Raw genomic sequence first — 26,904 nt, forward strand, 5'->3', positions numbered from 1 at the left:
TAGAGCCCTTCTATGTTAAGATACAAGACAGATTTCAGCTGCTTCCTTAACGTAGAGCCTCTCTATGTTAAGATACACGGCAGATTTGACTTGCTTCCTTAACGTAGAGCCTCTCTATGTTAAGATACACGGAAAATTTCAGCTGCTTCCTTAACGTAGAGCGCTTCTATGTTAAGATACAAGACAAATTTGGCTCCCTTTCTTAACATAGAGCCACTCCAGATTCACCTTTCAACCAAAATTTTGCGGGATTTTCACACTGACAACCGTTTTACACACGGTTCCATTCCTTATAAGGATCTCTCTTGGTCGAATCAGGCCAACATTGGATATTTTTATAAAATAAATCTGCCAAAAAAGAACAATTGTTCCTCATTATATTACATTAACGAATGGTTTGTCTACATCCCCGCTTACTCATTGATATACCCCTTGGAAAATAAAAAAAGCGGATGCTCCCGCCGTAAAAACAGTGGCGTTCCCCGGCAAGCAACCCGGCCGGGGAACGCCCATTGTAAAAATACAGCAATCATGTTTATTAGAAACGTTCCATTGCCATCAGGTTTTTTGCCCGTGCCCGTGTCTTCAAACTTTCCTGCACATGCCGACCGAATCGGAATCGTTCAGCAAGTGTACGTGATTACGCCCGGCTGCGAAAAACTTCCCGGTTAATCAAATTGGGCGGACATTCTCCAAGCAGCCCTTTCGTGAGATTTTCAACCGCCAGTTTTGCCATTGCATAGCGTGTTTCGTGTGTAGCAGAGCCAACGTGCGGAAGGGTGACGACATTATCCATTTTTAAAAGCGGGTTATCCGGCGAAACAGGTTCCTGTTCATATACATCAAGGCCGGCCGCATAAATGATTTTTTCCTGAAGGGCTTTGACAAGCGCCGCTTCATCTACTGTCTTACCCCTTGAACCATTGACAAAAACGGCCGTTTTCTTCATCATTTTGAATTCCCGTTCCCCGATTAACCGGTGCGTTTCCGGGGTAAGCGGCACCATCAGGCAAATGAAATCCGATTTTTCCAGCAGTTCATCAAGCTCACAGTATACCGCATCATACAGCTGCTCGGCTTCCGGGTCGCGGGAACGGTTATGGTATAAAATGTCCATATCAAAACCGAAATGGGCCCGTTTCGCAATTTTGCTTCCGATTCTGCCCATTCCGATAATGCCAAGCGTTTTATGGTGAATATCAATGCCGTAATGCTCAGTGGAAACAGGCGCTTTCCAATTTCCGTTTTTGACAAGCCGGTCCAGTTCCGTAAATCGCCGCGCCGCTGCAAGCATCAAGCCAAAGATGGTATCCGCTGTTGTTTCATCGAGCACACCCGGCGTATTGGTTGCCATAATCCCCCGCTCTGTTAGCAACGGGATATCGAGATTGTCATATCCGACCGTTATATTGCTGATGATTTTCAAGGCCGGTGCGTGGTCCAGCAATTCTTTTCCTGCCCGGAGCCAGGAACCAAGCAGCCCGTCCGCTTCCGCTAAGTCAGGCAGAAGATCGGAAATATCCTTGCCCCCCGGTATGTAGCGTACTTCAAATGTTTCCTTCAGCTTTTCAATCAAATCCCCAGACAGTTCGCTGTATACCAATACTTTTTTCGCCAACCGAGCCATCCCCCTTTGTTTACGTTATTCTTGTAAAATTATAACAAAGAATAAGGCGAGCGTCCTTTAACCGGGTTTCCGGAATGTGCGATTTTTTGTAATCTCCCGGCCAAAATAGGATAGGATAAGAAAAAGCCAATCCTGGAATCGGGGTGTTGAAGCATGGTATTCCTTATCATTTTGATGATTGTCCTGAATCTGTTTGCTTTTCTCATGCCCAAAAAATTTAGTGGCATTGAAATGCTGTGCACCACCCTGTTTGCCATGTACCTTGAATTAATCGTCAATTTATTTCTGGATCTCAAGTATGATCTTTTTGGATACTTTACAAAAGGAGTCGACTGGAAAGCCCTTTGTTATTTGTTTGGGATTTATCCGGCCATCAATATTACCTTTATCAACTTTTTTCCAAACCGGTTCCGCACCCGGTTCCTCTATATTGCAGGATGGACGATCGTGGCGATGGTTTTTGAGTTTTTGTTCATCATGACGGGTACGTTTTACTACAATGGCTGGAAACCTGTGTATTCTGCTATTGCGTACCCTATCCTCTTTTGCATCCTGGCGTTATTCTATCAGCTTGTTCACCTGCTTTTGCTCAAATATACCCTCAACCGCTAGGCATCCAAAAAAATGGTTAAAGAAACCGCGGCACTGAACGCCCCGGGCTTGTGGCAGCCGCCGTATCTGGCACGGGAAAAGTCTGGCAGGATTTGCTAAAATAGAAAGAAAGTCATTGAGGTGGAGACATTGAAAAACAAAGTTATTTTGCTTGCATCGGATCAGCTTGGAAAAGGAGAACAAGAATTGGGGGAAGGATTGTTGGAAACCTTCTTTACCATCCTGAAACAAAAGGAAGAACTGCCGGCCGCTGTTTTTTGCGTAAACCGCGGTGTGTTTACGTTAACAGAAGGCTCGCTTGTTTCCCTTCAATTGAAAGAATTGGAGGAAAAAGGCGTGGACGTTCTTGCTTGTAAAACCTGTGTGGACTTTTATGGGCTAAACGAAAAACTTACAGCTGGAAAAATCAGCAGCATGGCACAATTTGCAGAATTAGCATCCAAATATGAAGTCCTTACATTATCCTGACCAGGTGGGAAAATCTCATTCGGACTAAAAAATAGAGAAAAAGCCCTGCATCAGGCAGGGCTTTTTCTGTTCTTGCTAAATCCCGGCGATGTCACGTGCGCCTAACCAGCTTCGAAATACCGAGGCCGGTGCACACATTTCTTTTTTTCATTTCATGCAAGAGCAACAGCGGAAAAGTTTTGCGTCTGACAGATTTTTTCCTCACTTTTCCAAAAAGCCGGAAAATCCCGGTGGTGTCAGGTGCGCCCGACCAGCATCGAAATGCCGATGCCGCCGCCGACACAAAGCGAGGCAAGGCCGGTGCGCACATTTCTTTTTTCCATTTCATGTAAAAGTGAAACGAGAATTCTTGCGCCGGATGCCCCGATCGGATGCCCCAGTGCAATCGCCCCGCCGTTAACATTGACTTTTTCCGGATCAAGCCCCAAATCCCTGATAACGGCAAGGCTTTGGGAAGCAAAAGCTTCGTTCAGCTCGATTAAATCCACTTCTTCAAGGGATGCACCAGTCTTTTCAAGCAGCTTTTGAATTGCATAATAAGGGGCATAACCCATGATGGAAGGGTCCACTCCTGCTTCTGCATACCCTTTAATGACCCCGAAATAAGGAATCTTTTTTTCATCCGCAAGTGATTTTTCCATTAAAACAACAGCAGCTGCGCCGTCATTGATCCCCGAAGCATTCCCTGCTGTGACAGTACCGTTTTCGAGAAAAGCGGGTTTCAGCTTCGCGAGCCCATCAAGCGTCGTATCGGGGCGGACATGCTCATCCTCGGAAAACAGCATCTCGCTTCTTCTCTGTTTTACTTTTACCGGCACAATTTCGTCTTTGAAGCGGCCGGTCTTTTGTGCCTGTGCGGCTTTTTGCTGGGATCGAAGCGCAAAACGGTCCTGTTCCTCGCGGGAAATGCCGAATTTTGTCGCCACATTTTCCGCCGTCAAACCCATATGGATGCCTTCAAATGCATCCGTCAGGCCGTCGCGCAGCATGCTGTCTGCCATCGCCATATTGCCAAGCTTATGGCCCCAGCGTGCCTGTTCTGCAAGAAAGGGCGCACGCGACATGTTTTCCGCCCCGCCGGCAACTATTATTTTCGCCTCACCAAGCTGGATCATCTGGGCAGCAAGCAGCACAGCTTTCAATCCAGAGCCGCATACTTCATTCACGGTTACGGCAGGCACTTCATACGGAATGCCGGCTCTGACTGCCATTTGCCGGGCCGGATTTTGACCGAGACCCGCCGACAGAACATTGCCAAAAACGGCATAATCGACCTCCTGTGCAGAAACGCCGGTGCGCCGGATCGCTTCTTCTGCGGCAATCGCACCCAGTTCCACAGCAGATATATCTTTTAAACTGCCGCCGAATTTCCCGATCGGGGTCCGGACGGCGCTGATAATCGCAACTTCATGCATATACGTTTACTCCCTCTCTGTCATTTCCCATCCACAATCCTAGCAACTTGTACTATAATGGGAAGGTGTCCGTGCATCGTGATAAGTTGTATTTCGACACCGTTTATATTAAATTATTTAGTACAGTTTCTCAAATTTCAATAACAATTCGTATGTGTCAAGTTTTTCTCGACAAGGTTTAAATATCGGGTATTCCAAGACACTCTTTTTGTACACTTTCGGCTACCGTGCTTTACTTGCTCGGTGTAATTTTCGGAAAAGATGTAATATTTCCGTATAAAGATGGATAACGGGGATGTTGAGGCGCGCGAAATTCACTCGCTTTCCGCGGGCGGCCGGCGAGCCTCCTCGCTCGTACCTCGCTGCGGGGTCTTTCCTGGCTCGCTTTTCCCGCAGGAGTCTCGTAAATTTCGCGCGCCTCAACGATCAGTCCCCACTGAGCCAGGCTTAAAACGAAAGCTCTAATATTTTGCTTAAATGTCCCATTGCCGATGAACTGCTTGAATGCAGGGCAACTGATCCGTGCTTTACGCCCACTGACGGGCGTACAGGCTGCTTGAGTAGTTGAGACATCCTGATGAATTGTTTCAAGTTCCGTTGCTTTCTCTCGCTTCTTGAACGGTGTTTCAGATAGGCTTCTCTCAATGTCCCATTGAGTATGCCTTGTTTGATTTTCACCATGGCTTCTGCGCCAAGTTCACTCCAATGCATGCCCCTTTTTTTCATCCTGAAGGAGATATGCCTTTGATTCGATTCCATCGCTCCTAGGCCTCTCGCACCTTCCGGCACGTTTTTCACCCTGTCCCTCCAGTCAAAAATGCGGTCCCAGTTTTTCAAGATATACGAACGGAATTCCTTGATTTTCTTGAGGGCCTTTTTATCCGTCAAGGTGCTTTCGTGCGTATCCAAATATAACGTGAATTGGTCCAGGTCATGCGTTCTAATCGATTTTCTAATTTGCTCCTTGATCTCGCTCTTTCCGCCCCCAAATGTCCTTATGATGGCTTGTGCAACGTGGTAGGTATCCAGCTGGTTGAGCACCGGAAATTCCGACTGTGAGAATGCTGTTTGAAACCGTTCAGCTGTGTACCCAGCACCTCCATCACTGTTTGTAATGACTTGCGCTTTTTCGAGGGAATAGGTGTTGGCAGCTGTGGCTTGGACTTCATCCCAAAATGTCTGAATGTCTTCCGTCGTCATGATGACTGTGGGCTGACGCAGGGAGACCCTTTTTCCATTGGTTTCCCATCCCTCATAGAGAATGGCGTGGTGGACTTCCATACTCTGTTTCTTTTTTAGTCCCCGAACGAATACACCATCTGCTTCAGAAAACAGGTAGTCTACCTTCTTCCCCTCAGGCAGGGAAACAGCTATTTCTAGCTCTTCTACAAGTGCCTTATCGGCTTCCGCCTGAGTTTTCCCTACGTGTTTTACCATGTTCCCTACAGTTGTGTGACTAAGACTCACTGCTGTCCACTCTTTTAAAATATCAGCTACTTCCCGATAGGTGTTCTCACTTGCCAACTCTGCCACCTTTAATTCCACTAACGGGCTGTATCGTTGGTGTGGTACCAGCCCTAACCATTCATCCAGAGGATAATGGGAATTTCCTCTCTTGTCATGCATTAATGAGCGTTTAAAGGTCACACTTCCAAATAGAAACTGAATGTTTCTGTTATCACTCCGGCAGTACACCCAGCCCTCCTCTAACTTCTCCTGTTTAATTATTTTATCTAACTCTTCAAATATTTCCCCAACCCATTGTGTAAAAGCCTTCTGCATCAGAAGTTTAAGCTGTTCTTCAAATTCGATAAGACTCTTTGTATCCTTTAATAATCCAGCAATTATTGATATAATATCCATGGGAAGACCTCTCTCTCTAGATGTTCATCTTGAAGTGTACAATTAGATGATAGAGCGTCTTCCCATTTTTTTCCACTCATATGCCCCGTCGAGTAAAATTTTACACATACTAACAATTCCTGTAAAAAAGGTGTGAATAGCAGTTGCAAATCGGAATAGACAAGATCGGGTTTTATACCCCGCATTTATATGTTGACATGGAAAAACTGGCACTTGCCCGGAATGAGGACCCTGGAAAATTTTTAATCGGAATCGGCCAGGAAAAAATGGCCGTCGCCCCGGTGACCCAGGACGCGGTGACGCTCGCAGCCAATGCGGCGCTCGAAATTTTAACAGACGAAGATAAAGAAAAAATTGATTTCGTTATTTTCGGCACGGAATCCGGCGTCGACCACTCGAAGGCGGCCGCAATTTATGTGCACCGCCTGCTCGGCTTAAAACCGGAAGTGCGGGCCGTTGAAGTGAAAGAAGCATGCTTCGGTGCTACGGCAGGGCTGCAAATGGCAAGAGGGCATATCGCCCTGCATCCGGAAAGCAAAGTGCTCGTGCTCGGGTCGGATATTTCCAGATACGGATTGAATACTTCAGGAGAGGTCACCCAAGGGGCGGGCGCCGTCGCCATGGTCGTAAGCGCCCATCCGAACATCCTTGCGATCGAAGAACCGAGCGTGTACCATACGGAAGACATCATGGACTTTTGGCGGCCGGTCTATTCGGATTCCGCTTATGTGGACGGCAAGTTTTCCAATGAAAAATACATCAGTTTCTTCCAAAATGTCTGGAAGCAGTACAGAGAAAAAACCGGCTTTACGCTAAGTGATTTCAAAGCCATTTGCTTCCATATGCCGTATACAAAAATGGGCTTAAAAGCGCTGAGAACGGTGTTGGATGAAACGGATGAAGACGGGCGCGAAAGACTCCTGGCCCATTATGAAACAAGCAAAAGTTATAACAAAATAGTCGGGAACATTTATACCGGCGCTTTGTATTTGAGCCTGCTTTCCCTGCTCGAACAAAATACAAATATAGAAGCAGGTGCGAGGATCGGCCTGTACAGCTACGGTTCCGGCGCAGTCGGGGAATTTTTCTCAGGGATCCTGCAGCCGGGCTACCGTAAAGCCTTGCAGCCGGCCCGCCATCAGCAAATGCTCGAGGCACGAAAAGAAATTAGCGTTGCCGAATACGAAGCCATTTTTACCACATCGCTTCCAAACGACGGGTCGGCCGTTACCTTGCCGGTGAACGAGGATCCGGCCACCGTTTGCCTTGCCGGAATCGAAGGGCACAAGCGGCAATACGTTAATAAAAACAATCGAGTAGGAGGCTAATCATTATTTGATTAGCCGACCTCTCACACCACCGTGCGTACGGTTCCGTACACGGCGGTTCTAAAGTTTACGACCGTACAGACAGATAATAATCCAGAAAACTTATATATCTTGCTCTTCGGAAGAGTTCGTTTGTAAGGGTTCTGGCTAATATATGGCTGCCGGAGATTCTCCAGTAGCCTTTTCTTGTGTTAGCCCATTCCCACGCCTTTCTTTTATTGATCCCTAATTTCACGAGCCAATAAAATCTTGTGCGTACTCTCTTCCATCTTTTCCAAGTTACCATTCGCATTCTTCTTCGTGTCCATTGATCCAGTCTGGTTACCAGACTTTTCATATCCGCTAGCTTGTAGTAATTTACCCATCCTCGGACAGTGTCGTTTAGCCTTTTCTTTCTTTCCTCTACGCTTAATCCGTTGCTTCTTCCTGTGATTCTGCGAATTTTCTCCTTTAATTTTTGAACACCCTTCGGGTGTACCCGGAATTTGCATTTTCCTTCATAAAGGTAGAATCCATAACTCAGGAACTTGATGTTTCTAATATGTGTGATCATCATCTTCTCTCGATTCACTTTGAGTCGCAATTTCCTCTCAATGAATGGGAGAATGTTATGGTATGTTCTTTCGCAGCTTCTTCGGCTCTTACAGAATATGATCACATCATCAGCGTAACGGACAAATCGGTGATTTCTTGCTTCCATTTCTTTATCCAATTCGTTTAACATTACATTGGCAAGAAGCGGACTTAGTGGTCCTCCTTGTGGAACACCGAAATCATTTGTTGTCCTTATTCCTTTGATCATAACACCTGCATTTAGGAATTTATGGATTAAGGAGATTACACGTCCGTCGTGAATTGTTTCACTCAATATCTGGATAAGCTTACTATGGTTTACCGTGTCAAAGTACTGTTCTAAGTCCAGGTCTACTACATACTGGTATCCTTCATTTACATTCTTTTGGCACTTGAGAAGTGCCTGATGTGTACTTCTATGTGGTCGGAAACCGTAGCTATTGTCTGAGAACTTTCTTTCATATATAGGGACTAGGACCTGCGAAATGGCTTGTTGGATGACTCGGTCTACTACCGTTGGTATTCCAAGTTTCCTTGTTTTCCCGTTGTCTTTTGGTATTTCTACCCTTCTAACGGGTTGGGGCTTGTATGTCCCATTTCGAATGGAGAGGACGAGTTCCCTCTGGTGTTCAGTTAGGTATGCCAAAAGTTCACCTGTTTTCATTCCATCGACACCGCCCGCACCTTTGTTTTTCTTTACCTTTTTATAGGCACGGTGCAGGTTATTACTTGAAAGGATTCGTTCGAGCATCCATTCGTTCTGTCTGTTGGTGTTAGTGGTGTTGTTTTCAGTTATCCTCTTGAAACTATGCCCTCTGCCATATCCTTCCTGTTCCGCAGTATCTTTTTGACAGCAGGTTTCTTCCTGTTTTCTGCATTTGTTCGTTTCTTCGGTAACTTTCATTGACTTCCACTTCCTTTAGTTCAGCCCTTCCTTCGATGCTCCAGGCATCTCCGTACTATGGCTTCTGCTGACTTCTCACGGCAAATCTTGTTTCAACCAGGTTTCATACTCTGTTTCCACCTGTCCATGAGACCTCCCGTGGTAAGGTGATTCACTTTCATTCCATGTACCCGCACCATTTACGTTTCCACATCCGGATAGCTTTTGGGCTTTGACTTGTTCAGCAGCCTTACCCTGTGAGAGTACGCCTAATGATGTTCGTGTTCCTCGGGTCAGAATTTTGCCTCCAGCTTCCTTCAGATTCCATCTCACGATGGACACCCTTGCTCTTGGCTAATGGTTGGTCGCTACCTACCCCCATAGCGGACTTACACCGCCTAGCGAATCGCCATGCACGGCGCACTGTAAAAACGAGAGGCATGCTTAAAGCGTGCCTCTCGTTTTTGCTAAAGAGAATAAGCGCAGGCCACTTTTCAAAAACGGAGATGTCGCCGTAAGCACGGGCCTCAGTGGTTCCATCCAGCTTTAGGAAAAACCGCCTGCCTGCCAGAAGCCGCTGAAAAGCTCCAAAAGAAGAAAACGGTGGGACATCACCATAATCGTGTCTCACCGTTTTTTTTCTATATTTTGTTCAGTACCTCGGTATTCTTGGCGCCGTTTTTCATACCCGCGTGTTTTTTCTTCCTATCTGTGTTCAGTGCCCCCGCCTGTCATCCTCTGATTTCTTTTAAAATTTCCTTTGCCGTAGCAAGATCAATTGTCCCGCTTTGTTTTAGTTTTTCTGCAACCCGGTCAATTTCGCTTCCGGAGGCACCTGCTGTGATAGCGAGCGATTTGGCGTGCAGTGCCATATGCCCTTTTTGAATCCCGTCTGTTACAAGAGCTTTGATGGCGGAAAAGTTCTGGCCAAGCCCAGCGGAGACAATGATCGATTCCAGTTCTTTTGCATTTTGGTAACCCAGCAGCCGCTTGCTGAAACCGGCAGCAGGGTGGATGCTGATCTGGCCGCCGACTGTCCCGACCGGAAGCGGAAGGGTGAGGCTGCCAAGCAGGTCTCCGTTTTCTGCCTTGCTCCAAATAGAAAGGGAACGATACTTGCCGGACCTTGCTGCATAGGCATGGGCACCCGCTTCAATTGCGCGCCAATCGTTTCCGGTTGCGATCACAACGGCATCAACGCCGTTCATAATGCCTTTGTTATGCGTTGCAGCCCGGTAAGGATCCGCGTATGCAAATTGGGCGGCTTCAATGATCCGGTCGCGGACTTCTTCACCGGACATGCCGTTTTTTTCAAGCAATGACACGGGAATCCGGCATTCGGCCGTTGCCAGGCATTCAGTGGCATAATTGGAGAGAATGCCCATTAATGCCCGTCCCCCTGTCCACTCTTCCAAATGCGGTTTGATCGCCTCCGCCATGGTATCGATGATATTCGCACCCATTGCTTCCAGCGTATCAATATGGAGATGGACAACAAAAAAAGCAGGTGTGCCGGCTTTTTCATCAGCCGGGATCAGACGGACTTCCAATTTCCGGGCCCCGCCGCCCCGCTTCACAATCGAAGGCTTGGCTTCATTTGCCGTTTGCAAAAGTTCTTCCTCATGGGCCATCACCACCGTTTTCGCACGGATCGGATCCGGAACTTCCATTAACGCCACCTGCCCGATCATCATACGATTGCTCACTGTCGTTCGGAAACCGCCTGCCTTGTTGATGATTTTTGCCGCCGAACTTGCCGCCGCCACAACAGAAGGCTCCTCAATCGCCATCGGGACGACATACTCTTTTCCGTCAATCAGAAAGTTCAATGCCGTACCATATGGCAATTCATATTTGGCAATCTGGTTTTCAATCATATGGTCCGCCGTTTCATCCGGCAGCACAAGCCCTTTTTCAAGCAGCGCGGCATCTTCGGCTGAAATGGCCTTCGCCTGTTCCAGCGCCTTGATTCTTTCAAGCCGGTTTTTTTCGTAAAATTTATGCAAAGGTTGCTTTTCCATATTTTCCTCCTCTGTGCGCGATAAAGTGCATACATTTATTTTAACGCATTTCAGGGGGAAAACCAGCCATCCAATTTTCCGTATGTGTCAAGTTTTTCTCGACAAGGTTTAAATATCGGGTATTCCAAGACACTCTTTTTGTACACTTTCGGCTACCGTGCTTTACTTGCTCGGTGTAATTTTCGGAAAAGATGTAATATTTCCGTATAAAGATGGATAACGGGGATGTTGAGGCGCGCGAAATTCACTCGCTTTCCGCGGGCGGCCGGCGAGCCTCCTCGCTCGTACCTCGCTGCGGGGTCTTTCCTGGCTCGCTTTTCCCGCAGGAGTCTCGTAAATTTCGCGCGCCTCAACGATCAGTCCCCACTGAGCCAGGCTTAAAACGAAAGCTCTAATATTTTGCTTAAATGTCCCATTGCCGATGAACTGCTTGAATGCAGGGCAACTGATCCGTGCTTTACGCCCACTGACGGGCGTACAGGCTGCTTGAGTAGTTGAGACATCCTGATGAATTGTTTCAAGTTCCGTTGCTTTCTCTCGCTTCTTGAACGGTGTTTCAGATAGGCTTCTCTCAATGTCCCATTGAGTATGCCTTGTTTGATTTTCACCATGGCTTCTGCGCCAAGTTCACTCCAATGCATGCCCCTTTTTTTCATCCTGAAGGAGATATGCCTTTGATTCGATTCCATCGCTCCTAGGCCTCTCGCACCTTCCGGCACGTTTTTCACCCTGTCTCTCCAGTCAAAAATGCGGTCCCAGTTTTTCAAGATATACGAACGGAATTCCTTGATTTTCTTGAGAGCCTTTTTATCCGTCAAGGTGCTTTCGTGCGTATCCAAATATAACGTGAATTGGTCCAGGTCATGCGTTCTAATCGCTTTTCTAATTTGCTCCTTGATCTCGCTCTTTCCGCCCCCAAATGTCCTTATGATGGCTTGTGCAACGTGGTAGGTATCCAGCTGGTTGAGCACCGGAAATTCCGACTGTGAGAAAGCTGTTTGAAACCGTTCAGCTGTGTATCCCGCACCTCCATCACTGTTTGTAATGACATGCGTTTTTTCGAGGGAGTAGGTGTTGGCAGCTGTGGCTTGGACTTCATCCCAAAATGTCTGAATGTCTTCCGTCGTCATGATGACTGTGGGCTGACGCAGGGAGACCCTTTTACCATTGGTTTCCCATCCCTCATAGAGAATGGCGTGGTGGACTTCCATACTCTGTTTCTTTTTTAGTCCCCGAACGAATACACCATCTGCTTCAGAAAACAGGTAGTCTACCTTCTTCCCCTCAGGCAGGGAAACAGCTATTTCTAGCTCTTCTACAAGTGCCTTATCGGCTTCCGCCTGAGTTTTCCCTACGTGTTTTACCATGTTCCCTACAGTTGTGTGACTAAGACTCACTGCTGTCCACTCTTTTAAAATATCAGCTACTTCCCGATAGGTGTTCTCACTTGCCAACTCTGCCACCTTTAATTCCACTAACGGGCTGTATCGTTGGTGTGGTACCAGCCCTAACCATTCATCCAGAGGATAATGGGAATTTCCTCTCTTGTCATGCATTAATGAGCGTTTAAAGGTCACACTTCCAAATAGAAACTGAATGTTTCTGTTATCACTCCGGCAGTACACCCAGCCCTCCTCTAACTTCTCCTGTTTAATTGTTTTATCTAACTCTTCAAATATTTCCCCAACCCATTGTGTAAAAGCCTTCTGCATCAGAAGTTTAAGCTGTTCTTCAAATTCGATAAGACTCTTTGTATCCTTTAATAATCCAGCAATTATTGATATAATATCCATGGGAAGACCTCTCTCTCTAGATGTTCATCTTGAAGTGTACAATTAGATGATAGAGCGTCTTCCCATTTTTTTCCACTCATATGCCCCTTCGAGTAAAATTTTACACATACAATTTTCCAGCTTGCCATCTTCCTTCGTGCGTTTTTTTATCTTAATAGCCACGTAGATAATTTTTTAATAATTTAGTTTACTCAGAAGAAACGGGGTGCTCTCCACTTCATAGTTGAATTATAAAAATTTTGCCTTTTTCTCGGTATCTCCGAAAAAAGCCGGAGATTTTCGTTAAAACGCATATTCCGCACGTAAATTTTTCTATTTTGTGATTTTTTTAAAGGAATTTTCTCCTTCTTTGTAGAATTGAATGATTATCTAACTAGAGGAAGATGAGGAAATTTTTATGTCAGATCAAATTTTAACCTTACATGTGGGGCCGTCTCAACTTTTATCTAAACTGTGCAGTTCTGAAGAGTAAATTCATCAATTTTTAGATGTTTTATGATAAAATGACTTATCCACATTTAGAAAATTTTTCCATCTATTTTTTCTGCTTTCAAAGTCAAAAAGAGCCGAATTTGCAAATTTCTTTTTTAAAATTGTGGATAACTTCAAAAAAACCTTTTTTTACATCACATCCTTTGCTATAATATAACCATTAAGTAAACCTTACTTGTATTGGCTTACTTAAATGGGTGAAATCCTCGTCTGTTAAAATGCGTGTCCGAAACGATTCCAACAGATTTGAGGATTTTTCTTTTGCCGTTTTTTTGAGTGCTTTTAAGATTGACGAACCTTTTTCAAACAGCTGTCTAATAATATCTGTTATTTGAACTAATAAATAATGATTTTTCATGGCTGTGTAGTTTTGGCTATTGGCATGTTCTATATTGTAACGATTATTTTTTTGTTCGTTAAATCCTTGATTTTCAATCTTCCAGCGGCTTCTTCCTGCAGCGATGAGTCGTTCCACGTTCTTTTTCGTGATTTTAATATCCGTTATAAATACATATTCTTTCGATTTCCCATCCTCTGTTTTCATTGTGGCCTCCATCAGATTGACCGTTCTGTCTTTGTAGGCAATATCATTCACCCAAACTAATGAATTCTGATCCTTACTTTGTTCCAGCTCTTTTATTGCCTTAAACTCCGTCGAGATACTTTTAATTCTCCCTTCCTTAAATCTGCATATATATTTCCATTTGTGCGCCCTGCACAGATTAAATACCGTTTCACATGCATAGAGACTATCTCCCAAGATACAAATCGGTAGTCTTTTAAATATTTTTTTTATTTTCTTTGCCAGCCTGTCGAAGGCTTTTAATTCACAATCTTGCTTAGAAACATTTTCTGATTCATTTTCGATAAATTCGGAGGCAATACTGAAGACCATATCCCCCACGACAAGCTTGGCTTCAAGTACATGGTGCATATAAAGTACGTTCGTTTCTCCTGTTTCTTTATTTGTATATGCCCGTCTCAGGCAGTGTTTACAATGTTTCTCATGAAAGGTGTGTAATCCAGTTCCATCAATGATGACACCCCAGTACTTTCCTTCAATTCGATAAGACTCGAGAGACCTTTTTTTCAATAATTCTTTAATCATATACGTTCTAATTTTTTCTAATTCATTTACATCTAAGCCAGATAAAAAGTCGTTAATTGTATCATAATGTGGAAGTTCTTCAAGAGAATCTAAGCCTAACACCTTCCCTACATTTTTAATACATTCTTCTTTATTAAAACTCTCACTCATGTTTCTCATGGATTTTAGGCCGGTCATATTTTTCAACATCATCGTAAATAAAAGGACCTCTGGACCATAAGTGATATAGCTTTGATGTCGGTGGTCTGCTACCTTTTTTAGGTTATTCATCAGGTCTTTGAAAAAATGCTTCTGAATTTTAAGGAACTCGAAAAAATAATTTGCTTCTTTTTCACGATTTCTTTTTTCTTTTCTAGTAACCAAAATAAAAACCCCCTCAAAACAGCCAAGTTTAATTAGGGCTTGCTGAACGAATCAAATTTTAGCTTGTATTCGACTTGTCACTAAGCCATGCCAAAATATTCGTCCAGCAAGCTCTAATTATTTAAATTATTACATATTTGGCCGCTTTTTTGGGAGGTATATTTAAATTATCACGAAAAATTTTTACTCCTCAGAGCTGTAAACTGTGTGATGAAATAGAACTCGAAAAGACCATTAATAATTTAGTCAAATGGGATTCTGTCCGTTGTCATATCTCACCCGGAACAAGGATTAAAGCCCTTGTCTTAAACATTTTATGCAGTGGCAAGCCCCTTTATAAGGTTCATGAATTCTATCAAAACCTAGATTCTGAGATGCTTTTCGATACATCGATTTCACCCGATCAATTAAATGATGATGCATTAGGAAGAGCATTAGATTACTTGTATAAAGCCGAAGCATGGAAAGTATATTCCACCCTTGCATTAAAAGCATTAAAAAAATTGAATCTTCCTATTGGTGTACTCCATAACGATACAACATCAATTTCTGTTTACGGTGAATATAAACAACCGAAGGAAGATGGACTGCAAATTACGTACGGGTATAGTAAGGCCCATAGGCCTGACTTAAAACAAATCGTTCTGGGGATGGGGGTCACACCTGAACGAATTCCTATTCTTGCAAAAGTAGAAAATGGGAATACTTCGGATAAATCTTGGAATGTGGAATTCATTCAAAAGATGAGAAAAATCCTTTCCCATGAAGATTGGAAAAATCTCATTTATCAAGCCGATTCTGCATTAATCACAACGGAAAATCTAGCGGAAATTCAACAACAAAATTTATCGTTTATTTCCCGTTTACCTGATACATTCGGTTTAAGCACAGAACTAAAGAAAGAGGCATGGTTGCTCAATAACTGGGAAAGGGTAGGCTCACTTAGCAATAAAAAAGACGCAGCTATTTACCAAATTCAAGCTTTTGAAAGACAAATTCAAAACCTTCCTTACCGGTTTCTTGTTGTCCACTCAAACAATTTAGATCAACGAAAAGAGAAAACCCTAAATCGGGCGATCGAAAAGGAAGAAATAAAATTAAAAAAAGAGATAGAAAAACTAAGTAAAGTTATCTTTCATTGTAAAGAGGACGCACTAGAAGCAATTCAATCTTTTAAGAAAAAACAAAAGGCTTCATATTTCTGTTATAAACTAAACGTCCAGATGAGTGATCAACCTATCAAACGAAAAAAGAGAGGAAGACCTAAAAAGGACGAACAGACAAAACGAGAACAAATCTATCAGATACAACTGGAATCGTTTGAAAAAGATCATGATTTTATCGAAAATAAGAAAAGAATGCTCAGCACTTTTGTTTTAATCACAAATAAATTAGACGAGGAGACACTATCCAATCAAGAAGTTTTGAGGGTTTATAAAGGACAGTCGGCCGTTGAGACCCGTTTCCGATTAATCAAAGATTCACAAATGATTGATGCCATTTACTTGAAAACCCCGGAAAGGGTTGAGGCCTTAGGGATTGTGTATGTGATGGCTTTATTAATCTATGGAATTTTAGAATATCGAGTTAGAAAAGAACTGAAAGAAAAGAACCTATCTCTAATCTTGAAAGGAAAAAGGAAACTCTATCAACCCACAGGTCAAGCATTGTTAGAGCAATTAGAAGATATCACCGTGATCCTTATAAATCAAAATCGACAAAAATTAAGGCTCTTACCCGATAATATTGATTCACAAGCCAAAAAAATCATTGAATTATGCGGGTATGATCTATCAATATACGTGTCAAAAAATGTCGAAAATAAAGGCGAATAACACACAACAGGAGGAATTCATGAAAAGAATGTCGAATTCAATAGAACTTTATCGAAAATTCCTCAAAAATAAGAAGATATCATCCCACCAAAATGTTTAAATATAGTTCATTCAAAAATTAAAATGAATTTTATTTAAGACGTGCGAAATGTGGGTTAAAAGATATAAGAAAATTGTTATTTTCTATGGCGGTTTTATCATACATTCGTATAATTAATCTTAGAAAGGGAGTGGGAAAAGCGATGCTGGATCACTTCACCGATGCATAAATACCAGCGGAGATTAACGCTACACGGTTGTATCAAACCCTTCCGCCAAACCGAAAAGAGGTGGAGAGGATTATCTTCTTCCTCGCTAAAACGATATCTTAGCATCGCACAAACACTATGAAAAAAATACTGTTGATTTTCTTCTGGGCAGCTGTTGCATTGTATCTTTATTTCGGAGACAGATTTAATCAAACACTTCATCTTGTTTCCGGAGCTGTTTTATCCGTAATCGGTACAGTCGTTGTTGTATGGTATTTCGTAAAATTATTTAAACGCAGGGAATCATATGACAAATAAAAAGTTCGACCAGGCCTCTTATAATAACAAAAACAGAGAGCACAGGCGCTATTTACCCCTGCGCTCCTCCGCCCGTTCTTTTATTCGTAACATGGCAACAGAAGAAGATCTGAATGAACTTGAACAACTCATCAAGGAAAAAAGAAATATTCCTAAAGATTGTTGGCTGCACAGGAGCTGTCCCAATAGTCGATCAATGGCTGATGGGAGTCCCTCATTTATTTAACCGGCTGCTGATTCACTATATGGGACCAGCAGACAGATAAAGCGAGGAGTATGCCTTCATCATTTGCAGGTTATGTCCTTGCAGCTATACGCCTTCTGCCTCCAATTAACAGTAGAAATGCAATAACAATATAAACCACTGCCCCCGTAAGGCATCCTCTTAATGTGAGATGGGCATCCACTTCCGGCCCGCTACTGATAAAACTAATAAAATCGATTGCTGCATGAAGCATGATCGGGAGTATTAAACTTCCCGAGCGAAGATATAAGGCACATAAAACTAGGCCTAAACAAGTAACCTGGATGACCTGCAACGTTGTAATATAAAATGATTGATGAAAAAGGTTAATAAAATGAAATCCGCCAAAAATCAACCCGGAATACAGGCAGGCTTTTATTCTCCCTGCATAAGCCGCTTTTCCTTCGTTTAAATAGAAATTGATTTTAGAAAAAATAATTCCCCTGAAATAATATTCTTCGAAGAGCGCGACAATCACTGAAATCCCGCCGGCCTTTAATATATTTAGCAATGCATGACCGGAAGATACCAATATATCAATCATAAAGAAAAAGAAAACGGGTATCATGATCAGCAGTGTTTCTTTAAAAGAAGACTTTATCCGCCATGTTACTTTTTGTTTTAAAAACAACACATTTAAAAAGAAAACACTTACAAGCAGTACCAATTCTTCAACAAATACTTTCGTGATGTCTCCAAAATTTGCGACAAAGGTGAATCTTAAACAAATTAGAACAAAGGCAACCCATGCCATCGAACAAATCATCACCCAACAATCACGCGTTTTTCTCATGAACGCCCACCAGCCATTCGTATCATTTTTCAAACCAAATATGATTTTAACATAATCTCAGGCTGTATTCCGGCGTTCGCTTTTTATAAGCTGTGTCATATGGCTGATCAAGGAAAAAAGAAACATTCTTAAATGCTAGCAACCCTCTAGCATCCCGCTGTAATGAACATTTAGGAAGCCCCTTTTTGGCCATTTTCAAATCATTTTAGCTACAAAAACGATGGCATAGGCAGAAGGAATAAGCAGGAATAGCGATGCGAATGTGCCCACTGTTTTGCTACCTACCATTGCAACAACCACTTTTCTAAAATCCTCTTCACTGCATTTGCCATCGATCACATCATCGGTCATGATGGATAGCTGCGGATCAATGAAGATCGACATCAAAATGGTTGCAACTCCATTAATAATGGAAGATAAAGTGATGCATGTTGCCCTTAAATCCGGTTCAAGACTGCCCGCATAAATCGGCGCCAAAGAACCAACTGTTAATAAAGCAACTGTTACCAGATTGTAAATAATAATTTTCACCGGCAGCTTTCTAAAGTTGAGCTGTAAAATATTTTCTTTTACAGGTACAGCAACGCAGTCCTTCATATAATGAAGACCTGCCTTGGAAAAACTGTGCAGAACCAGCTTAGGAATAGACCGGTCAGCCGAGAAGTACAAAACGCCCCGGTAAAATAGTCTTTGGAAAGTTGGAATGAGCAAAGCGCCAACTGCAGTGGCTACTCCGGAAATAATGATGATAAGGTTAAAAATATGTAATAAGCCGCTTGTCTCCGTATGACCTTCAACATATTTCGTCAGCAGCGGTACTTGAAATGTCACTGCAATCCTGGAAATCAAGGTTAAAATATTGAAGACGGCAAAAGATACTGCAATCTTCCCTGTTCTTACCCCTACCATTCTGACCGAATAAGCTAGGGTTCCAATCAAGGATATGATGAAATTCAAGATGAACACAATGATCATCTGTAAGGCCATATTTCCACCTCCTGGGGTAAATGATCGTCGGACAATCCTTCCCATTCAAGCCCTTCTATCTTCTGTTCCATAGTCTTTGGTGCCACAAAGCTCAACTTTCATTTTACTAAACCAATTTAGCTACCAACAACTTAAAACCATGATTTCTCCCTCTATCATTGCTCAAAATCTTACCCGGTTAAGCGCCAATGGACGTTTTAGAATAGTGCTGGCTATTCCAATTTCAAAGCCATTGAAACACTTCTAACTTGAAACCCCAATTTTTCATATAATCTTATAGCCGGATTACCCTCATATACATTTAAGCGTATCTCCGTAAGTCCTTCTTCTTTTAAGGAATGTTTTGCGTATAGCATTAATTCTTTCGCTATCCCTTTTCCTCTAAACTCTTCCTTTACAAACAATTCATAAATAAACCCGACTGATTTCTCCGTAAAAGAATCTTTGCTTATACCGGTTAGTATCCATCCTAAAACTTGCTGATCCTCAACCGCAACAAAGTAGCTGCATCCCTTTTTTAAAAGGGATGCAACGATTTCCTTTGCTTTTTCAAGATTTGGCTTTGTTTCGCCCATTGTCCCCTCATAAATCGCCTGCGAAGTAAGACGTTGAATTTGTTTCATTTCCAATTGATTCGGCAATCTTATTTCCATTTATCCCTCTCCCTCGGATCAATAGAACTGAAATCCCCCAATCTTGAGGGCCATTTTTAATCCTCTCGATATTTTTCTTGGTACATCGTTTTCTCCACGAGAAATTCGCTAAAACTGCTTTTCATCTTTACCATAATGAAAGAAAATACCACAGACGTATCTTGCTTGCACTTATACTGTTTTACAATGATTAATCTCTAAATCCTCATTTCTTCTTTGATAGCTTTATCTTTTAAAATATCTAACTTAGGCGTGATGAAATAGAAAATAAAGGTCCCTAAAAGTCCGATTACAGTTAATATCCAAGCCATAACGAAGGGTGACAGGAATCCACTTAACGAGACAGTTATTCCGACTATGATCATACATAAGTCGTATTGTAAATTATAAAATGCTAAATATGCACCTCTGGCGTTTTCAGGAGGAATGGTTGCCATGTAAGATTCTTGAACAGGAGCCAATAGTACTTCTCCTAAAGTATGAAGCGCCATCATGATAAATAAAACCCAAATATTATTTGAAAACGCAATCCCGGAAAATCCAATTGTATATATAAAACAATTGACTACTAATATATTCTTATCTTTATATTTTTGTGTTAATTTGGCCGAAAACAAAGCGATTAATGCTACTAATATCGTGTTTTCACTTCTTAATAGCCCCATCATGGTGGATCCATCAATCTTCCACAATAAAAAATCTTGTATAGGCATATGTTTATCCAGCTTTATTCCAATGTAATTGGTCAATTGGTTTTCTAATGATAACAAAAGGACAGCTGCAGTTAAAAAACTTATAAAAAGTCTGTCCTGGACTACTTTCTTGTAGGTGTAGTAGACTTCTAAAATATGTTTTCTAGGCGTCATTTTTGGTGTTGCTATCGATTTGCTAGGTTTGTGGGTCTCTTTTATAAACAAGAAAATGACGATAAGGATGATCGCTGTCATAAGTGTAAGAATTAAAAATAGCTGAAACAGATACCGTTTGAAGAAAAAGGCTCCGATAATCCCGCCTATAGACATAGAGATATTATTTGCCCAGTACATAATAGAATAAATCGTCTTGCGCTGATCAGGCGTACTGACATCAATAAGCATGGCCTGATTTGCAGGTCCGGCAAGTCCCCAGCAAACACTATTCATACACATTGCGATAAATGTTAATCCATAAGATTCAAACCAAGGGGAATTACTCACTGTCATTATAAAAAATGAACAAAGTCTTAAAGACTCAGCTGTGATCATTACATTTCTTCGGCCATACTGATCCGCAATATACCCACTTAAAAGTGACATTGTAATACCGGTAAATACATTGATGAGGATCAGTAAGCCGGTAATTTTCGTTCCAAAATGATCAGCCAAGTATATAGACATAAAGGGAAGTACCATGTTACCCACTAACCTGCTGGCAAATAATTCGAAAATTCTTACTTTTATATTAACGTGAAAATCTCTAAATTTCATAATTTGATCCTCTCAAGGCCATAAAATCTGATTCGGTAAGTTTATAAATGATTCCTAAGCGAATGATTCATATGTCTTCAACCAGCATCACATCGTGCACATCCGGGATGGTACAGCGTATAATCAGTTTGGCCTCCGCTTTTTCTTCCCCACTTATTCTTTAATAGCTTTGTTTTAAATGCTTTGTGCTGCATTTCAGGGTACTGCTATTGTTAATTCGTTTCTCCAACCTTCCCAATCACATTTACACCATTGGGATCTTTTTGATTTGAAATAAGGATACCACTCATCACTGCTTTACTTATTGTAGGGGTTTCTCCTATTTTTGAGCGAATAAAATGAACTGGACTGTTTAATAATTTAGATAAATCTCTTTCGAATCCCTCTTTTTTTAAAATTAACTCCAATCCCTCCATTTTTTCACTGGATCGTGTTCCATCTATTGAGTCGGCATTACTTTGAAGCTCAATTCTAAAACCATAGGGCGTTCCTATAAAAGTTCTTCTATCATTCGTGTTAACTGGCCAGTTCATGCTCCGGGCATTGTGACAAATTTTATCGAGTTCTTTTTTTGTTACTAAAAATCCAATGTGATCAAACATAACCTTTTTCCCAAATCCAAAAGTGATGTTCATTGCACCTCTCCTGACTTCAATTATCCTGAAAGTAATAGGTTTGTTCCGGAAATCATCCCATTCCAAAGGAGGATTGAAAGTTTGATATTCTCCTTGGTATTTCCCCGTCCGAAGTGAAGTTCGAAAAACATTCTCTACATAGAATTTTTCTGTTTCCTCTAAATGAGGTGTCCAAAAATGATAATGGAATAGCAGCATATGAACCCTCCTCAAGTTTTCCCAAATTACTCTAAAATCAAGTACAGATTCTAACACTGAGCTGGCAGGGCAGGCTGGATTTGTATGTATTTCCCGGTACGCTTAAATGAACCAAGAACTCCTTTGGTAAAAGATTCTGCAAAACAGTCCCCTTTTTCGTTAAACACTATGGCCGGATTATTCATTAAATCCTGTTTTTTGTATTCATTTTATCATATATTCTAAATATTATTAAGAAATTTTTCAACTTAAATCTTGTTCCCTCGACAAGGAATAGAAGAATGAAAAGTATTGTATATTGGCTGTGGAACGAAGGATTGCGATATGGAAAACGAAGGCGAAAGAAAAAAACTTAATGGTGGTAAGCTGAAACACCAGTCAAAAAGATCTTTAGCAAATAAAACTCGTTTGATCATGTCTGGTGCATACCGGCTTACACAATGGACTTGCCTGCTTGATTTTTGTAGATGACGCTTTTGACCGCCATATGACGGCCGAACTGGCTTAAAGGCAATGAAAACCGCTTATCAGGCTCGTAACTACTTTTTCCTTATTGGTTTTTCCAAATCTTGATTTACATCCACAACAGTGTTATTTTTGCAGCAGGAAAGACAATAAGAACGTGAAAATCCTGGCAGTAAAATGAGCATAAAAAACAGATGACTGCCACTGGAGGTATAACATGAGTTTTGTTTTGCCTGTTTCCGTTAAAGGCATTATCATACATAACGGTCACGTATTACTGCTAAAAAACGAACGCAATGAATGGGAGTTGCCGGGAGGAAGACTCGAGAAAAACGAAAGTCCAGAAACATGCGTGAAACGTGAAATCAAAGAAGAACTGAATTTAAAGTGCAGCGTTGAAAATATTATTGATTCGTGGGTATATGAAGTCCTTCCAAATAAATTTGTGTTTATTGTAACATATTTCTGTGTATGCGACAATTTGTCACATATTCAGATAAGCGAGGAACATATAGAATACAAATGGATTAAAATAAACCATTTAGAAAACGAACTTATACCAGAAGGATACAGGCATTCAATAACAGCGGCGGCAAAATTGGTTTACGAAAAAAAAGGATAGTCAGCAAACCCTTATAATTTGGGCTTGCTAAACGAATCTAATTTTGGATTGTATCCGGTTTGTCAGCATGCTGTTTTCGATTTTATATGAGAGTATTTACGATGTTACAGGCTCCTTGTAGCCCAAGGATTTGAAATAGAAGTGACCAGACGAAAACAATCGAGATCTACAAAAATGAGGTTGGACAAAGCCCCCACCCCAATACAATAAAAGCTGGAGAGCCTGCACCATCAGTGAGTTAAAATAGTTTTAGGCCCATTCTTAATAACACAAATGGGCCTGTTTACGTGCAAGGTCTTGGAGATTCAGACCGGCTTCGTCTTATACCGGGTGACCCTGTTGAAGCATTAAAAAAAGAAAAGGGAGAAAGGCCGTTAATACTACCTGTTATTGACTAAGCTGCTTTTCTAATATCTCTCCCGGAAGCCCATCCATCTCACAAATCTTTACAGTACAGAAACCATTTTTTAACAGAATCTTTTTTGAAGCAGTGTTATTTGGATCTATGATTGCAGTAAGCTTATGCAGACCGGCATGATTGGCTGCGTTGATTAATTTACTGGCAATTTGACCGCCGTAACCTTTTCCCCAATATTCAGGGAGTAACATATATCCAATTTCAGCCTCACTCGGCACTTCTTCATTTAAAACCAGGCTTCCGAGCCCGATGAATTTTTTTAAGCCGACATAAACTTTAAATGTCCCAAACTGTTTAAACTTTTGGTTTCGATCTAATACTTTTTGATATTTTTGCATTGCTTCCTCTATTGACAACGCCCGTTCCGTTATCATTGCCATTACATCCGGGTTAGAGTAAAGTTTTAAATAATCATCAAAATCATCAGATCCGAACTTTTCTAAATGAATTTCTTCCATTGTAAAAACCTCACAATATACAGTTATTAAACCGGCCGGGCTTTCTAAAAAACTGAACCGCCCGGTTGCAGCATGACGTATGCCTCATATTCCCATCGAACCTTGAATAAATCATCACTTGTCAAACGAAATTGCTTTTTCTCTCCTAAAAAAATCATAAGCATTTTCTAGTGCGAATTTGCTCTGACAAATTGCGGAAATTCTTTCGTTTTGGAGTAAAAAACAAATGAATACTTCAGGGCTTTCGCGTTTCCCGATTCCATGCATGACAGAAGTCCCCAATTTAGTTCCATGTTACCGCCCAACTCTTTTTTACTATTTTTGTGTCCGGTCAGAAGAAAGTAAACTATAAGAGTAAGAATCGTAAAATTTACCATTTACACAAGTCCAATGGCGCAATATTCCTTCTCTTGTGAAGTTGAACTTTTCCAGTAGCTTACATGATGCAGTATTCTCCAAAAAAACATATGCCGAGATTCGTTCCAGATTCCACTTGTTAAATATTTCATTCAGAAACAGCCCTAGCATTTCAGTAGCCAACCCTTTTCTCTGATGCTCAGGCGCTACAATATAATCAATTTCAGCTCGCATATTTCTTGCATTGTATCTTTTGAGCGTGATGATTCCGACAAAATCGTCTGTAGCTTTTAAATAAGCTGCATATCTTATGCCGGTTCCTTCTTTTTTCATTTGAATATTTTGTTCTATAATTTTTAAAACCTCCTGCTTGTTTTTAGCAGCCATTCTTCCAAAAAATCTCATGACTTCTTCATTAGCATATAAACTGAATAAACCGTCTAAGTCTTTTTCAGATATGCTCCTCAATATAATTTTATTATTTGCTAATAATGGCATAATATGATCCCTCATTTTTTAAATATTTGAGTCTATTATAATGAAAAGGTGACACAAGAACGAATGATAAGACATTGTTGTTGTGTAAAATATTACCCATTGAGAAAATTACCCCCCTTTTCCTACAGGGAAAAAATCATTCAGATACACCAACTTTATTACTATGATTTATCCTTAACATCCCGTACAATGCATGACTTAAAACATTTAAAAGGCGGCAACTTTGGCATTGATGCCAAACGCCAAACACTTTATAATATTTATTATCAAAAAATTCTTTCCAAAGGAGCCGTTGTCCAATGTGATGTAAGCCTCTTAAACAGCTATAAAAACTGAATAAAGGGGCTTGATCACAGTGAAGCAACGCTCATTCGGATGTCTGGTGTTTGGCCAGTGCCTGGCGAATGCAGGGGATGTGTTTTATATTGTCGCATTGATTTCCCTTGTCTATTCTGTCACGGGATCGACGCTGTTTGTGTCGCTTGTTCCATTCACCAACACGTTGACGATGTTTGTCAGCGGCTTGATTGCACCGATATTGTTGGACCGTTTTTCGCTCAAAAAGGTGCTGGTGTATTCGCAGTTGATCAAAACATTGCTCTTAATGGCATTAGCTGTTTACGCAATGGTTTTCATTCAGCCTGCTACAATTACCTTGCTGTTTCTGCTCGTTGGGCTGATTTCATTTTTTGACGGGTGGGCTTCACCTGCCAGGAGTTCCATGATCCCCCGGCTTGTTCCACGGGATCAGCTCGTAAAAGCAAACAGCCTTGTCTCTATTACAGACCAGTCCATCCAATTAGGGGGTTGGGCGCTTGGCGGGATCATCCTGTCCTCATTCGGTTCAACCGGGATGTTTTGGATCACCTTTAGTGTGTATATGCTTTCCACCTTGATGATGGGTTTCATTGTGGACAGGAAGCACGCAAACTGGCAGGAAAAACAGGGTAATGCTTTGAGGAAAGCAATGGTGGAAGGATGGCAGATCATTTTTAAAAACAGGGCGTTAAGAACGATTCACTTGCTGATGGTTTTTGAAACAGTTGCGAGTACGGCCTGGCTGTCTGCCGTCCTGTATGTTTTTATTCGGGAACGCTTGAAAACAGGGGTTGCGTGGTGGGGGTACTTAAACACGGCCTTTTTTATCGGCATGTTGCTGGCCGGCTTTGTCGGCTACAGGTCCGCCCTCATCAAAAACCGGCCGATCCTGACTGTGGTCACCGGTAGTGGGATGGTGTGCCTGACCACACTGTTTTTCGGTTTCAATACTGTTCCATGGGTAGCATTGCTGCTCATTGCGGCCAACGGGATATTCGACCAGCTTAAAGGTATCTCTTTACAAGTGATCTTGCAAACTACTGCAGACGACCGGATGCTGCCGAAAATCTATTCCACCCAAAATGCTTTGGTCACACTCGTTTTCGGGCTTTCTACCGTGGCGGCCGGGGCAGTCTCAGACCGGTTCAACATTATTTTTACATTCATCGGTGCATCCGTGCTTTTGATGATTTCTTTTGTTATTCTTTTAAAAAAGAAAAATACTTTAATCACGGAACAGCATGAAACCACCTCAGATGTACAGTAAAATAGAAACCTGCTCTCACTTCGAGCAGGTTTTTGCCAATTCGGGTGATAAAGCGGGAAGGCGGGAAGATTGGATCAGGAGGAGATCTGGTTGAAAAAATTTGCGGTTATTGAAGTGGTATTTGGATTGCTAGGTGTTCAAGTATTAAAACCATTTGCATCAATCCCACTTGATCACACTCCTAACCAGTTGTCTTAGGATTTCCAAACTCATTGGAAAACATTGACTTGGTGACGGGAATAACCTGGCCGATTCCTTTCTTTGCATGCGTTGTTCTGTTCATACTTGGGTTAACAACGCTGGGGATATTAGACCCTTTTCACCTCTCCCAATTCCGATTTTGTCATGAAATGGATGGATCTACGAGAAAAGGCACTGCCTCTGTTTCTAAAGACGGGTTATAGTTGTAGTGTATTTTTTATTAAACAATGCTTCTTTGGATCCATTTATTTTTTCGGCTATAATACTACTAAAAATAAATGATGAAACAAGATATTTCGTTATTTTCATGAGAATATCCCCAATAATAGTAAACATCTGTGCCTTTCACGTAATGTACTTTGACTTTCTCTTGACTT

22 protein-coding genes are annotated in these 26,904 nt (G+C 41.7%); 8 read left to right on the forward strand and 14 right to left on the reverse strand.

The window, feature by feature from the left end; genetic code table 11:
* Positions 1–640: 640 nt before the first annotated feature.
* Positions 641–1,618, reverse strand: a complete 978-nt coding sequence (locus BCOA_RS22495) for a 2-hydroxyacid dehydrogenase (RefSeq protein ID WP_014096411.1) — start codon at positions 1,616–1,618, stop codon at positions 641–643.
* Positions 1,619–1,780: 162 nt separating this feature from the next.
* Here BCOA_RS22495 and BCOA_RS22500 point away from each other — a divergent pair, with 162 nt between their 5' ends.
* The gene (locus BCOA_RS22500) at positions 1,781–2,239 is read left to right on the forward strand and encodes a CBO0543 family protein (RefSeq protein WP_014096412.1); all 459 of its coding nucleotides are present in this window, start codon (positions 1,781–1,783) and stop codon (positions 2,237–2,239) included.
* A 129-nt stretch (positions 2,240–2,368) separates the two neighbouring features.
* Positions 2,369–2,707 carry a DsrE family protein gene (locus tag BCOA_RS22505; RefSeq protein ID WP_014096413.1) on the forward strand — a complete coding sequence of 113 codons (339 nt, stop codon included), beginning with the start codon at positions 2,369–2,371 and terminating at the stop codon, positions 2,705–2,707.
* Positions 2,708–2,943: 236 nt separating this feature from the next.
* Here the strand turns inward: BCOA_RS22505 and BCOA_RS22510 are convergent, their stop codons facing one another.
* Together BCOA_RS22510 and BCOA_RS22515 are read right to left on the reverse strand one after the other, a co-directional pair.
* Positions 2,944–4,122: an acetyl-CoA C-acetyltransferase gene (locus BCOA_RS22510; RefSeq protein ID WP_014096414.1), complete on the reverse strand. Its 1,179-nt coding sequence runs from the start codon at positions 4,120–4,122 to the stop codon at positions 2,944–2,946.
* 447 nt (positions 4,123–4,569) lie between these two features.
* On the reverse strand, positions 4,570–5,985 hold the full coding sequence (locus tag BCOA_RS22515) for an ISLre2-like element ISBco6 family transposase (protein ID WP_014096415.1): 1,416 nt from the start codon (positions 5,983–5,985) through the stop codon (positions 4,570–4,572).
* A gap of 143 nt (positions 5,986–6,128) precedes the next feature.
* Here BCOA_RS22515 and BCOA_RS22520 point away from each other — a divergent pair, with 143 nt between their 5' ends.
* On the forward strand, positions 6,129–7,313 hold the full coding sequence (locus BCOA_RS22520; protein WP_014096416.1) for a hydroxymethylglutaryl-CoA synthase: 1,185 nt from the start codon (positions 6,129–6,131) through the stop codon (positions 7,311–7,313).
* A gap of 67 nt (positions 7,314–7,380) precedes the next feature.
* Here BCOA_RS22520 and ltrA read toward each other — a convergent pair whose 3' ends face one another.
* The 4 genes from ltrA to BCOA_RS22545 form a co-directional block, all read right to left on the reverse strand.
* Positions 7,381–8,790 (reverse strand): group II intron reverse transcriptase/maturase, encoded by a 1,410-nt coding sequence (gene ltrA / locus BCOA_RS22525; protein WP_014096417.1) that lies wholly within the window; start codon positions 8,788–8,790, stop codon positions 7,381–7,383.
* Positions 8,791–9,500: 710 nt separating this feature from the next.
* A complete protein-coding gene (locus BCOA_RS22535; RefSeq protein WP_014096418.1) occupies positions 9,501–10,790 on the reverse strand; it encodes a hydroxymethylglutaryl-CoA reductase, degradative in 1,290 nt (429 codons plus the stop codon).
* A gap of 377 nt (positions 10,791–11,167) precedes the next feature.
* Positions 11,168–12,583 (reverse strand): ISLre2-like element ISBco6 family transposase, encoded by a 1,416-nt coding sequence (locus BCOA_RS22540; RefSeq protein ID WP_014095994.1) that lies wholly within the window; start codon positions 12,581–12,583, stop codon positions 11,168–11,170.
* Positions 12,584–13,235: 652 nt separating this feature from the next.
* Positions 13,236–14,546, reverse strand: coding sequence for a transposase family protein (locus BCOA_RS22545; protein WP_013858128.1), 1,311 nt, complete (start codon positions 14,544–14,546; stop codon positions 13,236–13,238).
* A gap of 149 nt (positions 14,547–14,695) precedes the next feature.
* On the opposite strand from BCOA_RS22545, the gene BCOA_RS22550 reads away from it, so the two are divergent.
* Positions 14,696–16,381, forward strand: coding sequence for an IS1634 family transposase (locus BCOA_RS22550; protein WP_014096419.1), 1,686 nt, complete (start codon positions 14,696–14,698; stop codon positions 16,379–16,381).
* Positions 16,382–16,936: 555 nt separating this feature from the next.
* On the forward strand, positions 16,937–17,173 hold the full coding sequence (locus BCOA_RS34600; protein WP_014096420.1) for a hypothetical protein: 237 nt from the start codon (positions 16,937–16,939) through the stop codon (positions 17,171–17,173).
* A 70-nt stretch (positions 17,174–17,243) separates the two neighbouring features.
* Here the strand turns inward: BCOA_RS34600 and BCOA_RS22560 are convergent, their stop codons facing one another.
* From BCOA_RS22560 to BCOA_RS22580, 5 genes are all read right to left on the reverse strand, one after another.
* Positions 17,244–18,017 (reverse strand): CPBP family intramembrane glutamic endopeptidase, encoded by a 774-nt coding sequence (locus tag BCOA_RS22560; RefSeq protein ID WP_225620938.1) that lies wholly within the window; start codon positions 18,015–18,017, stop codon positions 17,244–17,246.
* A 162-nt stretch (positions 18,018–18,179) separates the two neighbouring features.
* Complete coding sequence (locus BCOA_RS22565) at positions 18,180–18,971, reverse strand: lipid II flippase Amj family protein (protein WP_014096422.1); 792 nt, start codon at positions 18,969–18,971, stop codon at positions 18,180–18,182.
* A gap of 212 nt (positions 18,972–19,183) precedes the next feature.
* Positions 19,184–19,624, reverse strand: coding sequence for a GNAT family N-acetyltransferase (locus BCOA_RS22570; RefSeq protein ID WP_014096423.1), 441 nt, complete (start codon positions 19,622–19,624; stop codon positions 19,184–19,186).
* A gap of 197 nt (positions 19,625–19,821) precedes the next feature.
* A complete protein-coding gene (locus tag BCOA_RS22575; RefSeq protein WP_014096424.1) occupies positions 19,822–21,090 on the reverse strand; it encodes an MDR family MFS transporter in 1,269 nt (422 codons plus the stop codon).
* Between the two features lie 212 nt (positions 21,091–21,302).
* Positions 21,303–21,923, reverse strand: a complete 621-nt coding sequence (locus BCOA_RS22580) for a hypothetical protein (protein WP_014096425.1) — start codon at positions 21,921–21,923, stop codon at positions 21,303–21,305.
* A gap of 324 nt (positions 21,924–22,247) precedes the next feature.
* On the opposite strand from BCOA_RS22580, the gene BCOA_RS35305 reads away from it, so the two are divergent.
* Positions 22,248–22,394 (forward strand): hypothetical protein, encoded by a 147-nt coding sequence (locus BCOA_RS35305; protein ID WP_014096426.1) that lies wholly within the window; start codon positions 22,248–22,250, stop codon positions 22,392–22,394.
* 211 nt (positions 22,395–22,605) lie between these two features.
* Positions 22,606–23,010 carry an NUDIX hydrolase gene (locus tag BCOA_RS22585; RefSeq protein ID WP_014096427.1) on the forward strand — a complete coding sequence of 135 codons (405 nt, stop codon included), beginning with the start codon at positions 22,606–22,608 and terminating at the stop codon, positions 23,008–23,010.
* Positions 23,011–23,397: 387 nt separating this feature from the next.
* Here BCOA_RS22585 and BCOA_RS22590 read toward each other — a convergent pair whose 3' ends face one another.
* Both BCOA_RS22590 and BCOA_RS22595 read right to left on the reverse strand, forming a co-directional pair.
* Entirely contained in the window at positions 23,398–23,886 is a 489-nt protein-coding gene (locus BCOA_RS22590; protein WP_014096428.1) for a GNAT family N-acetyltransferase, read from the reverse strand.
* Between the two features lie 315 nt (positions 23,887–24,201).
* Positions 24,202–24,741: a GNAT family N-acetyltransferase gene (locus BCOA_RS22595; protein WP_014096430.1), complete on the reverse strand. Its 540-nt coding sequence runs from the start codon at positions 24,739–24,741 to the stop codon at positions 24,202–24,204.
* A 355-nt stretch (positions 24,742–25,096) separates the two neighbouring features.
* Between BCOA_RS22595 and BCOA_RS22600 the strand changes: the two genes are divergently transcribed.
* Positions 25,097–26,326 (forward strand): MFS transporter, encoded by a 1,230-nt coding sequence (locus tag BCOA_RS22600; RefSeq protein ID WP_014096432.1) that lies wholly within the window; start codon positions 25,097–25,099, stop codon positions 26,324–26,326.
* The last annotated feature ends 578 nt before the right edge of the window (positions 26,327–26,904 follow it).

It is taken from the genome of Heyndrickxia coagulans 36D1 (genome assembly GCF_000169195.2).
Taxonomy (GTDB): Bacteria; Bacillota; Bacilli; order Bacillales; family Bacillaceae_C; genus Weizmannia; species Weizmannia faecalis.